At 35.4% G+C, this 14,354-nt stretch carries 14 protein-coding genes; 12 read left to right on the top strand and 2 right to left on the bottom strand.

What is annotated here, in order from left to right; genetic code table 11:
• The first annotated feature begins 58 nt into the window (after positions 1–58).
• The gene (gene rraA, locus BM329_RS11350; protein WP_092553202.1) at positions 59–559 is read left to right on the top strand and encodes a ribonuclease E activity regulator RraA; all 501 of its coding nucleotides are present in this window, start codon (positions 59–61) and stop codon (positions 557–559) included.
• A gap of 52 nt (positions 560–611) precedes the next feature.
• Here rraA and zapB read toward each other — a convergent pair whose 3' ends face one another.
• Positions 612–854 carry a cell division protein ZapB gene (gene zapB, locus BM329_RS11345; protein ID WP_092553176.1) on the bottom strand — a complete coding sequence of 81 codons (243 nt, stop codon included), beginning with the start codon at positions 852–854 and terminating at the stop codon, positions 612–614.
• 315 nt (positions 855–1,169) lie between these two features.
• Between zapB and BM329_RS11335 the strand changes: the two genes are divergently transcribed.
• Together BM329_RS11335 and glpK are read left to right on the top strand one after the other, a co-directional pair.
• Positions 1,170–1,967 carry an MIP/aquaporin family protein gene (locus tag BM329_RS11335; RefSeq protein WP_092553172.1) on the top strand — a complete coding sequence of 266 codons (798 nt, stop codon included), beginning with the start codon at positions 1,170–1,172 and terminating at the stop codon, positions 1,965–1,967.
• Between the two features lie 74 nt (positions 1,968–2,041).
• Positions 2,042–3,565: a glycerol kinase GlpK gene (gene glpK, locus BM329_RS11330; protein ID WP_092553170.1), complete on the top strand. Its 1,524-nt coding sequence runs from the start codon at positions 2,042–2,044 to the stop codon at positions 3,563–3,565.
• 497 nt (positions 3,566–4,062) lie between these two features.
• Here glpK and BM329_RS11320 read toward each other — a convergent pair whose 3' ends face one another.
• Positions 4,063–4,563: a Spy/CpxP family protein refolding chaperone gene (locus tag BM329_RS11320; RefSeq protein ID WP_092553168.1), complete on the bottom strand. Its 501-nt coding sequence runs from the start codon at positions 4,561–4,563 to the stop codon at positions 4,063–4,065.
• Positions 4,564–4,715: 152 nt separating this feature from the next.
• Between BM329_RS11320 and cpxR the strand changes: the two genes are divergently transcribed.
• The 9 genes from cpxR (at position 4,716) to BM329_RS11275 (ending at position 14,066) form a co-directional block, all read left to right on the top strand.
• Positions 4,716–5,408 carry an envelope stress response regulator transcription factor CpxR gene (cpxR, locus tag BM329_RS11315; protein ID WP_092553166.1) on the top strand — a complete coding sequence of 231 codons (693 nt, stop codon included), beginning with the start codon at positions 4,716–4,718 and terminating at the stop codon, positions 5,406–5,408.
• Positions 5,405–6,787: an envelope stress sensor histidine kinase CpxA gene (gene cpxA / locus BM329_RS11310; protein WP_092553164.1), complete on the top strand. Its 1,383-nt coding sequence runs from the start codon at positions 5,405–5,407 to the stop codon at positions 6,785–6,787. The genes cpxR and cpxA overlap by 4 nt, the downstream gene beginning before the upstream one ends.
• Positions 6,788–7,192: 405 nt before the next feature.
• The gene (locus BM329_RS11305) at positions 7,193–8,356 is read left to right on the top strand and encodes a CDP-glycerol glycerophosphotransferase family protein (RefSeq protein WP_092553162.1); all 1,164 of its coding nucleotides are present in this window, start codon (positions 7,193–7,195) and stop codon (positions 8,354–8,356) included.
• Positions 8,353–9,441, top strand: coding sequence for a glycosyltransferase (locus BM329_RS11300; RefSeq protein ID WP_092553160.1), 1,089 nt, complete (start codon positions 8,353–8,355; stop codon positions 9,439–9,441). The genes BM329_RS11305 and BM329_RS11300 overlap by 4 nt, the downstream gene beginning before the upstream one ends.
• A complete protein-coding gene (locus BM329_RS15325) occupies positions 9,428–10,507 on the top strand; it encodes an EpsG family protein (protein ID WP_092553158.1) in 1,080 nt (359 codons plus the stop codon). The genes BM329_RS11300 and BM329_RS15325 overlap by 14 nt, the downstream gene beginning before the upstream one ends.
• A gap of 48 nt (positions 10,508–10,555) precedes the next feature.
• Positions 10,556–11,026, top strand: coding sequence for a glycerol-3-phosphate cytidylyltransferase (gene tagD, locus BM329_RS11290; RefSeq protein WP_092553156.1), 471 nt, complete (start codon positions 10,556–10,558; stop codon positions 11,024–11,026).
• Positions 11,026–12,045: a sulfotransferase gene (locus tag BM329_RS11285; RefSeq protein WP_092553154.1), complete on the top strand. Its 1,020-nt coding sequence runs from the start codon at positions 11,026–11,028 to the stop codon at positions 12,043–12,045. The genes tagD and BM329_RS11285 overlap by 1 nt, the downstream gene beginning before the upstream one ends.
• A 14-nt stretch (positions 12,046–12,059) precedes the next feature.
• Complete coding sequence (locus BM329_RS11280; RefSeq protein WP_092553152.1) at positions 12,060–13,187, top strand: adenylyltransferase/cytidyltransferase family protein; 1,128 nt, start codon at positions 12,060–12,062, stop codon at positions 13,185–13,187.
• Between the two features lie 90 nt (positions 13,188–13,277).
• Positions 13,278–14,066: a glycosyltransferase gene (locus tag BM329_RS11275; RefSeq protein WP_092553150.1), complete on the top strand. Its 789-nt coding sequence runs from the start codon at positions 13,278–13,280 to the stop codon at positions 14,064–14,066.
• The last annotated feature ends 288 nt before the right edge of the window (positions 14,067–14,354 follow it).

Genomic DNA, 14,354 nt, shown 5'->3' with positions numbered 1-14,354 from the left:
AACGTTGACTTTAAAAGGATATACTGTCCGCTCCTTGCATAAACCAGACGTAAATCCCATGAAATATGATACTTCCGAACTTTGTGATATCTATCAAGAAGATATAAACGTGGTGGAACCACTCTTTTCCAACTTTGGTGGGCGTACTTCATTCGGTGGTCAGATAATCACGGTGAAATGCTTTGAAGACAATAGCCTGCTGTATGATTTACTAGAAGAAAATGGGCATGGCCGCATTTTGCTCGTTGATGGTGGTGGATCAGTACGCAAGGCACTAGTTGATGCAGAACTCGCCCAACTAGCCGCCAATAATGAGTGGGAAGGCATTGTCGTCTACGGCGCAGTTCGTCAGGTCGATTATCTTTCTGAGCTTGATATTGGCATTCAAGCAATGGCCGCCATTCCTGCCGGTTCCAATAGCGAAGGGGTAGGAGAAAGTGATGTCAGGGTGAATTTCGGTGGCGTGACTTTCTTCTCTGGTGATTATCTCTATGCAGACAATACAGGTATCGTCTTATCAGATGTTCCGCTAGAGATCGACGAAGACAGCGATGATTAGGTATAAAAAAGGGCGTAATAATCGCCCTTTTTTCAGCTAAGCGGTGAATACCTTACTGTACATCTTCCATTTTACCCAGCAGAGTACGTAAGCGCTCTTGCCATGCTGATTGCTCTTGTTTGAGCTGCTCATTTTCACGTACCAATACCTCACGGCTGTCTGTCGAATTTTGGACATCCTGAGATAACACCGCATTCCTTTCTTTTAATTCTTCAATTTCCATTTGCAGCAAAGTGATGGTATCGATCGCTTGCTGAACTTTGGATTCTAGTTTTTCAAAAACTTCAAATGACATTCTCTGGCCCTCTTGTAAGCAATTCCTTGATTGTATTTAGCCTATTAACGCCTGTCTAGTTTCATCCATTCAAAGTGCGGTATAACGAGAAATATCGCGACTAAACCAAAATGTATATGAGATAACATTTCTAAGTGAAATAAAACTGCAAGCAAATGCGAATTCGCTCATTTTGTTGACGCAACACGCAGATTTCAATTTCGCTATTTCTCGTTTACACGCATTAACGATAAATTCACAGGGATCTTTCTCACAATACAATAAGAAAGGACTAATAATTAATCTTTCTCTGTACTTCTTTTATAGGATATAGAAATGAGCCAGACTGCAACACCAACATTATCAGGTCAATGCATTTCAGAGTTTCTGGGTACTGCGTTGCTCGTTTTCTTTGGATTAGGCTGCGTTGCTGCTGCACGGCTTGCAGGGGCACAATTAGGCTTATGGGAAATCAGTATCATATGGGGCTTTGGTGTCGCTTTGGCAGTTTATCTGACTGCCGGTATTTCAGGTGCACATCTTAATCCCGCTGTCACCATCGCTTTATGCCTGTTTGCCAACTTTGACAGAAAAAAAGTGCTGCCTTACATCCTTGCCCAAATGCTCGGCGGCTTTGCCTCAGCCGCCATCGTCTACATGATGTATTACAACCTTTTCCTGGATTATGAGCAAGTGCACAGTATCATTCGCGGTTCACGAGAAAGCCTCTTTACAGCAGGCATTTTCTCTACGTACCCCGCTACCCAGATCTCTGTGTTACATGCATTTATCGTCGAAGTCATCATCGCAGCCATCCTGCTATGTCTGATTCTGGCGTTGACAGATGATGGCAATGGCATTCCTAAAGGGCCATTGGCACCTCTGTTGATCGGTATTTTGATTGCGGTTATCGGTGGATCCTTTGGTCCGCTGACCGGATTTGCCCTGAATCCAGCCCGTGATTTTGGCCCTAAATTAGTTGCTTATTTCGCAGGCTGGGGAGACATTGCCCTGACTGGTGGCCGGGATATTCCCTATTGCCTTGTTCCACTGACAGCTCCTATCGTTGGTGCAATCTTAGGTGCTTTTGGTTACCGAAAACTCATTACTCGCCATTTACCGCGCGAGGTTTAAATTTGCCATACTCAGTCAATGGCAAAACACCAAAACAATAAAAATGAATAGATAAATAAAATCAGGTTATAGTTATGACAACAGAAAATACCACTGAAAAAAAATATATTGTTGCTCTGGATCAAGGGACAACCAGTTCACGGGCCGTCGTACTTGATCACGATGCCAATATTGTCTGTATCTCACAACGAGAATTTCCACAAATCTATCCGAAACCCGGTTGGGTAGAACATGATCCAATGGAAATCTGGGCAAGCCAAAGCTCTACATTGGTTGAAGTGCTGGCAAAAGCAGATATCAGTTCTGATCAAATTGCCAGCATTGGTATTACTAACCAACGGGAAACAACCATTATTTGGGAAAAGGAGACCGGTAAACCTGTTTATAACGCAATTGTATGGCAATGTCGTCGAACAGCCGATATCTGTACCAAACTGAAACAAAAAGAGGGTTTGGAAGAGTATATTCGTCAAAATACCGGCCTGGTCGTTGACCCCTATTTTTCCGGTACAAAGATCAAATGGATTTTGGACAATGTTGAAGGTGCCCGCCAACGTGCTGAAAACGGTGAGCTATTGTTCGGTACAGTTGATACATGGTTAGTCTGGAAAATGACTCAGGGACGTGTACATGTGACCGATTACACCAACGCATCCCGTACCATGCTGTTCAATATTCATAACCTAGACTGGGATCAGAAAATCCTCAATGAGCTGGGCATACCCCGCGTTATTCTGCCAAACGTCGCCGCTTCCTCAGAGATTTATGGCCAAACCAATATTGGCGGTAAAGGTGGTACACGCATTCCTATCGCGGGTATTGCAGGTGACCAGCAAGCCGCCCTGTACGGACAGCTGTGTGTTCATCCGGGCATGGCAAAAAATACCTATGGTACAGGATGCTTCCTGCTGATGAATACCGGTAAAGATGCCGTTCGTTCCAGCCACGGATTGCTAACCACGATTGCCTGTGGTCCACGTGGTGAAGTCAATTATGCACTGGAAGGTGCAGTATTCGTTGGTGGTGCTTCCATTCAGTGGCTACGTGATGAATTAAAAATCATCTCTGATGCCACAGATTCCGAATACTTCGCAAGCAAAGTAAAAGACAGCAATGGTGTTTATGTCGTACCTGCATTTACTGGTCTTGGTGCCCCATATTGGGATCCTTACGCCCGTGGTGCTATTTTTGGCCTGACTCGTGGTGCCAATAGTAATCATATTATTCGTGCCACACTCGAATCCATTGCGTACCAAACCCGCGATGTGCTGGATGCAATGCAAGCGGATGCAGGTACACGCCTACAAGCTCTGCGTGTAGATGGTGGTGCAGTTTCCAATAATTTCCTGATGCAGTTCCAGTCCGATATTTTGGGCACCCGCGTGGAGCGTCCTGAAGTACGCGAAAGTACAGCTTTGGGAGCTGCGTTCTTGGCTGGTCTGGCCGTCGGTTTCTGGCAGGATCTGGATGAAGTGAAGAACAAAGCGACTATAGAAAAAGAATTCTGCCCAGGCATAGAAACAACTGAACGCAATCATAAATACAATGGCTGGAAAAAAGCCGTTGCCCGCGCTCAAGAGTGGGAAGATCGCGCCTAAAAAACTTAATTATCTCAAAATCATAACTTTCGGGTTAACAGAAGCTCTGGCATTGTAATACTGCTATGCCAGAGCTTCTTTATATCTGCCATTTTCCCCGGAGATACCCTTTACCGAAGTAATCGCCTCTCTGATGGTATTAAAGCATTAACAATAAACCGGGACCTGCCAACATACAATAAACGATGGCATATGCACATTTAGCACCCGACTATTTGCAGCTAGCAATTACATTGAATCCATTGAGTGAAGGTATAGAAATCTAGTAATCAGAGGCAAATGTAGATAACCAAAGTGTCCACATGAGTGTCCACACCTGGAAAATTCCAGAACAGCTACAGTTGCTTAATGAAAATATATCCCGCTGATTTTAAAGGGAATATAATTTCAGGCAGGGATAAAAAAAAGCCCCACAAGGGGGCTGAAAGACAGGGATGGTGTCTATGGCAAGGAAAATCGTTGTTGACACTACCGAGCGCCAAGTTACTAGCAAAAATTCAGTCTATCACCCGAGTAGTGTGTGTTTCATAATGTTCTTGTAGTCGCTCTTTCTGCTCAGGTGTTAATAATTGATACATCTGATTACGAATACGTGCAATTTCTACACCCAATTCAATATTTTTTTCTGCTATTTTTTCAAGCTGCAATCGAACCGCAGTTTCATCAAAATTATTCTCGGTCAAAATCTTATACATCTTTTGACGCTCAGCTTGCATATCAACAATTGATTGCTCATGCAGATGTCGTTTTTTCACTAAATCCCACATCTGTTGACGCTGTTGTTCAGTTAATATTATTCCACCAAAGACGTAGCTATAGTTGTAGTTATGTTCATCACTTTGATAATAATTAGAGTCTCTTTTATGACCATATGGCATACAATAAGGCAAAGGACTTATGGCCTCAGAAACATCATCCGTATCAGCAGTTTCAGCTAAGGCCATTATTGGTCGAAGAACAACCATTGACGCTAAAGCCAATATTGCTATGTTACGCATTAAATTTCCCCGCTTTCTCGAACAGCAGCATTCGATTCAGTGCGGATAACTATAACCCTGCAGCTGCAAACTAGCGTCAGAGCATGTAAAAGAACGTAAAGTCATGGAATAGCTGAGTTTGTTATCGTATTTTGCTCTTGGAGGAAGAATTAATGCATAAAATCTTATTAGTTGATGATGACCGCGAGCTGACATCGCTATTAAAAGAATTGCTCGAGATGGAAGGATTCAATGTTGTCATCGCCCATGATGGCGAGCAGGCCTTACAATATATAGATTCTTCAATAGACCTGTTATTACTGGACATCATGATGCCGCGCAAGAACGGTATTGAAACGCTCAAAGAGCTACGGCAATACCATCAGACCCCCGTTATCATGTTAACGGCACGTGGAAGTGATTTAGACCGCGTTTTGGGATTAGAGCTGGGAGCGGATGACTATCTCCCTAAACCGTTTAATGATCGTGAGCTGGTTGCCCGTATCCGTGCGATTTTGCGTCGTTCCAACTGGAGCGAACAACAAGCTGATATAGGGACACCGACACTGGAGATAGATAAACTACAACTCAATCCTGGACGTCAGGAAGCCAGTTTTGACGGTACGATTTTGGATCTGACCGGAACAGAGTTCACTTTGCTGTATCTATTGGCGCAGCATTTAGGGCAGGTTGTTTCCCGTGAACATTTAAGTCAGGAAGTCTTAGGGAAACGCTTGACACCTTTTGATCGTGCTATTGATATGCATATTTCTAACCTGCGTCGTAAATTACCTAATCGAACTGACGAGCTTCCGTGGTTTAAGACATTACGTGGTCGTGGTTACTTAATGGTTTCCGTAAAATGATCAATAGCCTGACAGCCCGCATCTTCGCAATTTTCTGGCTCACACTCGCACTTGTCCTGATGGTGGCCTTAATGGCCCCCAAACTGGACTCACGGCAACTGACACCACTTCTGGACAACGAATATCAACAGGGAAAAAAACTGGCGAAGCAACTGGAAGAAGAACTCATTCGCTACCCAGCAAACGACCTATTCTGGTGGTTGCGGTTGGATCGCGCTATCGCCCAATTAACACCCCCGGGCCAAAGTTTACTCCTTGTCACCAGCGAAGGACGTATCATTGATATCGATACCCCGACTCGTCAGAAGCAAGTGGTTCGTAACTTTATCGGGCAATCTGATAATGCGGATCACCCTAAAAAGAAAAAATATGGCCGTTCTGAAATACTTGGCCCTTTTTCCATTAGAGATGGTGAAGATCACTATCAACTCTACCTAGTGAGACCAGCAGGCAGCCCACAATCAGATTTTATTAACTTGATGTTTGACCGGCCTTTTTTACTGCCGGCGGCAACCATGTTAATCAGCGCTCCACTGTTATTATGGTTGGCATGGAGTTTGGCAAAACCTGCCAGGAAATTAAAGAACGCAGCAGATGACGTTGCAAAAGGAAATTTACGGCAACACCCCGAACTGGAATCCGGCCCACAAGAATTTTTGGCGACAGGTAGCAGCTTCAACCAGATGATAAGCGCGTTGGAAAGGATGGTTACTGCCCAGCAACGGCTTATTTCTGATATCTCCCATGAACTGCGCACGCCATTGACTCGCTTACAATTGGCGACAGCCTTACTGCGTCGCCGTCATGGTGAGAGCAAAGAACTCGAACGCATCGAAACAGAGACCCAACGTTTAGATGGGATGATTAACGATCTGTTAGTGCTTTCCCGTAACCAGCACAAGAACGAGTTACTGCGCGAAAATATCAAAGCCTACGATATATGGCATGACATCCTGGAGAACGCCAAATTTGAAGCCGAACAGATGAACAAAACGCTGGATATCGTTTCTCCGCCCGGTACTTGGATAATTTACTGTAACCCGACAACACTCGGCAGCGCACTGGAAAACATCGTCCGTAATGCGCTTCGCTACTCCAGCAACCATATCGCCGTTGCATTCAAGGCAGATAACCAAGGGGTAACAATTACCGTTGATGATGATGGCTCTGGAGTCAGCCCTGAAGACCGAGAACAAATCTTCCGACCGTTTTACCGGACAGATGAAGCACGGGACAGAGAATCTGGCGGAACTGGATTGGGACTGGCAATTGTTGAAACGGCAATAAGTCAGCATCGAGGCTGGGTGAAAGCAGAGGATAGTCCATTGGGCGGATTACGGCTGGTGATTTGGTTGCCGTTGCATGGACATGGAAGGTAGACAACTTTCATCTTGAGATTTGATTAGTTACAGCATGTAACAATTAAAGGAAAAAACGTTATTATACTTGACCTCAGGATATCGAGGGACTAACCTCGTCGCTGCTTAACACAATTCATTGATATGTTGGTTTTTGTTAGATGGACAAATCTTCCTCTTCTAACTAAGAGGATAAGCTAAATTTGAGTATATAGCAGGCACTCTGGGAGCCGTAACCTAGTGCGGTAGCTTTGGTTAAGTGAAACTAGCCAATTTGAATCAAATTTAGTTTTTATTAATAACATCATACTATTTCAGATCAATATATCATGAAAAATATTCAGCACCATCATATACCTATTTTCTAAGTTTTAAAACACACAAGATCTCTTAGACAGTTATTATCTAACTATTTCTAGTTTAAAAATGAAAAATTTATTAAATCATCTACTTTGTTTTATTTTACCATTGTTTTATAGGCCAAAAAAAGACTTGGTTATATTTACATTCGATACAAATAATATAAAATTTAATTCTAAAGTATTATTTGAATATTCATTAAAAGAAAAATTATTAAATGTGAGATACATAATAAACAGTGACCAGCTAAGAAAAAGTTTAACAAAAAAATATGGCGATCACTTTATAACCACAAAAAAAATAAAAGATATAATAAAAATTTCAAATGCAAAAGTTTGGATTACAGATGGAGGTTTTCCTCTTAAAACTCCATTTGGGCATAAGAAAAGAACCCTAATTAACTTATGGCATGGTATCCCACTAAAAAAAATAGGAATAATGGGCTATTCAGGCTTATCAAAAGTAAGAGTGTACTTAACATTGAAAATGTTTTCAAAACATTATTCATTACTATCCTCAACAAGTTCAAATCTTTCTTCAATTTACTCAAAAAGCTTTCTAATAAATAAAGATAAGATAAAGCCATTAGGCCAACCAAGAAATGATGCATTATTTCAAAGCAACAGTACAATTAATGAGTATATTCAAGATTACCCCGAATATAATAAAGCCATTCTATATGCCCCTACATGGAGAAAAGGGCTTTACGGAGATGAATGGATCGGGGAAGATACAAAATTTTTCCCATTTACTGATTTCGACCAAAATAAACTTGAAGAGTATTTAGAAAGAAATAAAATCTTACTATGTTTAAGACCTCATCATTTACAAAAAATAGAAATAAAAAACTCTACATGGATTAAGGATTTCTCATCAAATATTTGCAACGAAATTATGGATATTATTGGAAAGTTTGATCTTTTAATAACTGACTATTCAAGTATTTACTTCGACTTTCTAATATTAAATAAACCTGTTTTATTTTTACCATATGATTTAGATTTATATGAAAAAAATGTAGGTTTAAATTTTGATTATCAAACCGTTACTCCTGGACCCAAACCAGCCAACCAAAGCGAATTTATTCATGAGATATCTACGTTATTATCAGAAAAAGAATATTTTCAATTGGAGCGAATGAAAACAAATAAATTTTTTAATGAAGTTCAATATGATAACTGTCAAAGAATCCATGATTTTATAATTACGAACTTAAAAAATAAAATATGAGTAAAAAATTAGTATTCCTAACTGAAAGTATGATTGGCGCTGGTGGCGTTGTCAGAGTAATTAGTACATGGGCCAATTATTTCTCGAAAATAGGTTTTAGTTGTAAAATAATATCAGTTGTCCCTGGTGAACCATATTTTCCTTTAGAAAAAGAAATATCTTTCAAAATAAAAAAATATTTTTTTCATAAAAAAATATTTTTTCTACCAATAAATTTATTTCTTATTTTACCCATTTTAAAAGAGGCTAAAAATTCATATCTTATTGTTAATAAATCTGCTTACATAGAGCCAATATATTTTTGGCGAAAATTAGGTCTTTTCAAAGATGTTAAATTAGTATATTTTGCTCATGGTGGAAATAATGAATTCGAAAAATTTTATATGGCCAGAAGAGCCACAAAACATCGAGTAAGGATGATATTTGATGTATTTAACAATGTAGTGTGTCTCTTTAAAAACACAGAAAACACACCTAAAATTGTAAAAGATGAAAAAATTACTTTTATATCAAATCCATGCTCACTTCCAACCTATATAAAAAAAATAGATGAATATAATAAAATAGTAACTTATATAGGGAGAGTAACAAAAGAAAAAGGCGTTGATGATTTAATAAAAGCATGGAGTATAATTGAATCCAAACATCAAGATTGGAAATTAGACATCATAGGTGATGGCGATGATAAAAAAGAGTTTATAAAGTTATCTAAAAGCCTAAAATTAGAAAATATATCATTTTTTGAATCCACAAATGATATAGCAAATTATTTCAGAAGAGCTACGATAAGTGTTTTGCCATCTTTATTTGAAGGATTACCTTTGAGTATAATAGAAGCCAAATCCCAAGGGTGTGCGGTTATTTCAACAAAAACAAATGGTGGGAAAAAATTAATTAACAATATGGAAAATGGTATATTGGTAGATATAGCCAATGTGGAAGATTTAGCTAGTAAAATAAATATGTTGATTGAAAATCATAAGTTAAGGAATAAATTAATAGAGAAATCTTATTCAGAAATGCCGTCTTTTGAAATTTCCCATCTAGCTAAAAACTGGGAGAAAATTTTCAGTGATCATATCTGAATACACACCAAATTTCTTATTTATTTTTTCTCTAACCTCTTTGATAATAACCATCTTAACGGCTGGTTTAAAAAATAAAGCAATTTCAAACTCTATTGCATTATTTTTAGTTATAATGTACGTTGTACTTTTTGGACTCCGAGATTATTCAATAGGTTCTGATACTGAAGCATATGTAGATAATTTTCTTTATAATAATTGGGATTTTGAACCTCTATTTACGCTAATAACATATGTAATAAAGTTATTTGTTAATGATCCTACAATATATTTAATAATATTATCGTTAATTTATGGTGTTAATATATATCTGTCTTATATTGTAGTCGGAAAAAACGTAAAATCTTATATAATTATATTTATATGGACTATTTTATTCAGTCAGGGAATGTTGACAGGAACTATTAATTATTTCAGACAGGCTCTTGGTTTTTCATTTCTTCTACTAGGATTTTTCTTATATTTAAATAAAGAAAAATTAAGCTTTTTATCTTGTATTTTAATTATATCTTCTATACTTATTCATAACTCAAATTCAATATTAATATTGTTAATATTTATATCTAGATTCATCAAAGTAAGGTGGATAATTGTTGTCTATTTTTTATCGTTAATAGCATTATCTTTAGATATTGGTCAGACTATGATCAATGATTATGGAGAATATCATATAATACAGAGAACGTTAGCTAGACATTTATATTTTAATGATCGACGTTCAATAGAAACAATATATATGTATATCCTACTATATTCATCTCAGTTTTTATTTTTCTTATATTTTAGAAATAAATTAGAAAAAAAACATTTATATGGTAATTTGTTAAAGGTATATGGGTTAATATTATCATTTTCCATTTTCTTATCCTTTAATAGAGAAATGGCTATAAGATATTACATTATATTACAATACATTATTCCTATTCTTTATTTGTATATATCTACATGTATAAAACAAAAGATGATATTTAGTATATTATTCGCAAGTTATACTATGTTATATTTTTACTATTTACTAAGTCGTCCATGGTTCACCGATCAATTTTTGGGTAATATTACCCAGTAAAACATAAGGACATAAGGACATAAGGACATAAGGACATAAGGAAAAATCATGAAGAAAGTTATAACTTATGGAACATATGATCTATTTCATGTAGGGCATATCCGCCTTTTAAAGAGGTTAAAAGCTCTTGGAGATTATCTTATAGTTGTGATTTCTACTGATGATTTTAATCGAATAAAAGGGAAAAAATCTTTTTTTTCTTATAATGAAAGAAAAGAGATTGTTGAATCTTGTAAGTATGTTGATATGGTCATTCCCGAAAATACATGGGAGCAAAAAAGGATAGATATTATTAGCAATAAAGTGGATATATTAGGAATGGGGGATGATTGGACTGGTCACTTTGATGATCTTAAGGATATCTGTGAAGTTATTTATCTAAAAAGAACTGAAAATATATCAACAACTAAAATAAAAAATAAATTATCAATCATCACGCCTCAAAAATTACAAGAACTAGAAAAATCAGTTCATAACGTTTTTGACATCGTAAAAACAATTTCTGAGGCTAATAAATAATGTTTGGGCCAAAAATTATTACATGTACTGGTTATGGTGGCACAGGATCAAGCGTTGTTTCGGATTTATTGAAAGAATTCTCTAATATTTGTTCATTTGGAGATTTTGAATTTAGATTCTTACAAGATCCTCATGGAATTAGAGATTTAGATTATGGAATTGTCCAAAATAACAATCGATTAACTACGAGCTATCATATCAATAATTATATAAAATACATAAGATATTTAAGTAAAAGCAGCGTTTATCCTTATGAAAGGTTTTTTAACAAAAGATTCAAAGAAATCACAGATGAATATATAAAAAATATTATTGATGTGGAATGGAATGGTTTTTGGCATCAAGATATTATTGATGATAATCCAATTAAAAAGCTTGCATACTATCTTGAAAGGTTTTATCAGAAGAAAATATTAGGAATGAAAGAAGGAGGAGCTGAAATTTATAGTAAGATTTTTAACAAAAAAATGTATTACTCTTACCCAAGAGAGATTTTTTATACGGAAACCCGTAATTATCTAAGAAAATTGATAAACTCATCAAATTATGATTCAAAAGAATATGTGGTATTTGACCAACTTATTCCTCCTAATGATACTGATCATTATTTGAAATATTTTGATGATTTAAGAGTTATTATAATAGATAGAGATCCACGTGATCTATATCTCTTAAATAAATGTCAATGGAATGAGAAATGGATACCTACTGAAGATGTTAATAAATATATTCGTTGGTTTAAATCTCTTAGAGAACATCAGAAATTCGAAAAAGAAGATAAACAAAAAGTTATAAGATTGTCTTTTGAAAGCTTTATTTATAATTATGCTGAAACCATCCAAAAAATAATTAATTTTTGTGGGGTGGAAAATAAAAATCACATATATAAATACAAATTTTTTGACCCTAAAATATCAATAAAAAATACTAACTTAAAAATAAAATACCCTAATTTTGAAAAAGAAATTAACATAATAGAAAGAGAGCTTTTTGAGTTCTGTTATAAATTTGTAAATTGATAAATGATATAATTATGAGTAATATTATCTATACATCTGGTGTTTTTGATCTCTTGCATGCTAGTCATATAAGAGCATTAAAAGCAGCTAAAGCACAAGGTGATGACAGTGCTATTTTGATTGTAGGAGTTGCTACAGACGAAGACACTCAAGTTTATAAAAGAAAACCTGTCATACCTTATGAACAAAGAGTGGTAATGATCGAATCATTAAATTTTGTTGATAAAGTTATTACAGCCCCTCTTTTTACCAATAAACAATTTTATGATTTTTTTGGTATTACTTTACATGTTCAAGGTAGCGATGATGCTGGAGAAATTGATTATTATAAAGGAGGAAAAGATATTGAAATTATGAGATTCATAGGCAGAGATCCGATAGAATCTACCACGTCATGTATCTCAAAACTGAATGATATTATTGGTAATGATTTTATTGTTGAGTCTCTACATGGTGGAATTTCAAATATGACATGGAAACTATCATCACGAAACTATAACAAAAGATATGTTCTAAAATATTTACAATCATCAAGTGTTGAATCATTTTCGTTTAGGCATGACTGTATTATATTAGGTGGAACTTTTGCATTATATGAGTATATAGATGGCATAGTAGGTCATGTAACAAGTAAAGAATTAATAGAATATTTTAAAGAAAAAAAGAATACAAATAACAATTTTATTTCTGCGTCTAAAGTGAAAAAAGAAATTAAAACTCCTTTTCCAACACTTATGAAATATATTGATTCTGCGAAAGAGGATTTTCTTGAAGAATATAATTTCTATGATTTTATTTTCAATAAAGAACGTGTATGGTGTTGGTCGCATAATGACCTCGTGAGAGAAAATATCATTAAAACAAAAAATGGAATTAAGTTTATTGATTGGGAATATGCTGATTTAGCTCCTTTTGAAATGGATATAGCTTCATGTATAGTCAATGGAACTATCGATTTCTCTGATTTAAATGCCAAAGAATTTGATTTGAAATTTATAAGTATCCTTGTAATGTTTCAATGCAGAGTTTGGATAAATTGGTATCAACAACATCCTGATAAATATGATACAAATATTTTATCAGACTACCATAAAAGATTTAAGGAATTTAAAGAATCATTTGAATCCAAGTCCTTTAATTAATATTCGTTTCTGTATAAATAATCACATATATTTCGTTACTAATAATATAAATATAAAAAAGGTATATAAGTGTATAAGTTCTCAGTGTTAATGTCTGTCTATAATAAAGAACAACCTGAATTCTTTGATATGGCTCTCCTAAGTGTTTATGAACAAACTTATAAGTCTAATGAAATTGTTATTGTTCAAGATGGAAAATTAACCCAAGAATTATATCAAGTTATAGAAAAATGGCGAAAAAAACTACCAATAAAAGATGTTATTTTAGAAAAAAATCAGGGCTTAGGTGAAGCATTGAATATGGGGCTGAATTTTTGCACTAATGATTTAATTATGAGAGTTGACACAGATGATATAAATAAGTCTGATAGATTTGAGGTTCAATATATCTATATGAACAATAATCCTCAAACAACAGTTTGTGGCTGCCATATTGCTGAATTTGATGAAAATCCTTCGGATATAAAAGGATATCGGCGTGTACCTTTAGAAAATGAAATTCATTCAGTAATAAATAAACGAAACCCTATTAACCATATGACCGCTTGTTTCAGAAAGAAACAGGTTCTTAGTGTTGGTGGATATCAACATTTACAGTATATGGAAGATTACTATCTCTGGGTTAGGCTATATGCAAAAGGTTTTAAGCTAGATAACTTAGATAAAGTACTTGTCATAGCTCGTACAGGAAAAAACATGCTTAAAAGAAGAAGAGGATTAATATATTTCAAATCTGAATTTAATATGTTAACGAAACTATTAAAGTTAGATATAGGTAATAAATATAATACGATTATATATTTTTCTTTTAGAGCTCTAATTCGGTTAATACCTTCACCAATACTTTCTAAATTATATTCTTTTCTAAGAAACAAATAGTTTTAGATGGACTAAACTAATAAGTAAATTTTTTAATATCGTGGTCACGTTTCTATATTTGTTATTATTTACTATCACAATAAAAAACATCAAATTTTTCTTAGAGTTATTAAGCGAAATCCATCAACGATTAGAAACTAATTTAAGAAAAAGTGGAAAACCTAAAAATATTGCTATAAATAAGATTATTTTCTTGGATTCACATATTAAGCGCAACACCGTAATGGACGAAGTAAATGAGTGGGTATTCCTTTAAATAACTCATTCGGTGTTTTGTAATCTCGTGTT

This window comes from Xenorhabdus koppenhoeferi, assembly GCF_900116635.1.
GTDB classification, from domain to species: Bacteria; Pseudomonadota; Gammaproteobacteria; order Enterobacterales; family Enterobacteriaceae; genus Xenorhabdus; species Xenorhabdus koppenhoeferi.
Note: the sequence above shows the minus strand (reverse complement) of the source record. Positions and strands in the feature narration are given on the sequence as shown.

Bases quoted from the DNA above. Each gene is read 5' to 3' on its own strand.
- tagD (WP_092553156.1), top strand. From the start codon at position 10,556: ATGAAGAAAGTTATAACTTATGGAACATATGATCTATTTCATGTAGGG.
- rraA (WP_092553202.1), top strand. From the start codon at position 59: ATGAAATATGATACTTCCGAACTTTGTGATATCTATCAAGAAGATATA.
- BM329_RS11285 (WP_092553154.1), top strand. From the start codon at position 11,026: ATGTTTGGGCCAAAAATTATTACATGTACTGGTTATGGTGGCACAGGA.
- BM329_RS11305 (WP_092553162.1), top strand. From the start codon at position 7,193: ATGAAAAATTTATTAAATCATCTACTTTGTTTTATTTTACCATTGTTT.
- BM329_RS11300 (WP_092553160.1), top strand. From the start codon at position 8,353: ATGAGTAAAAAATTAGTATTCCTAACTGAAAGTATGATTGGCGCTGGT.
- BM329_RS11320 (WP_092553168.1), bottom strand. From the start codon at position 4,563: ATGCGTAACATAGCAATATTGGCTTTAGCGTCAATGGTTGTTCTTCGA.
- BM329_RS11335 (WP_092553172.1), top strand. From the start codon at position 1,170: ATGAGCCAGACTGCAACACCAACATTATCAGGTCAATGCATTTCAGAG.
- cpxA (WP_092553164.1), top strand. From the start codon at position 5,405: ATGATCAATAGCCTGACAGCCCGCATCTTCGCAATTTTCTGGCTCACA.
- BM329_RS11275 (WP_092553150.1), top strand. From the start codon at position 13,278: ATGTCTGTCTATAATAAAGAACAACCTGAATTCTTTGATATGGCTCTC.
- glpK (WP_092553170.1), top strand. From the start codon at position 2,042: ATGACAACAGAAAATACCACTGAAAAAAAATATATTGTTGCTCTGGAT.
- cpxR (WP_092553166.1), top strand. From the start codon at position 4,716: ATGCATAAAATCTTATTAGTTGATGATGACCGCGAGCTGACATCGCTA.
- zapB (WP_092553176.1), bottom strand. From the start codon at position 854: ATGTCATTTGAAGTTTTTGAAAAACTAGAATCCAAAGTTCAGCAAGCG.
- BM329_RS11280 (WP_092553152.1), top strand. From the start codon at position 12,060: ATGAGTAATATTATCTATACATCTGGTGTTTTTGATCTCTTGCATGCT.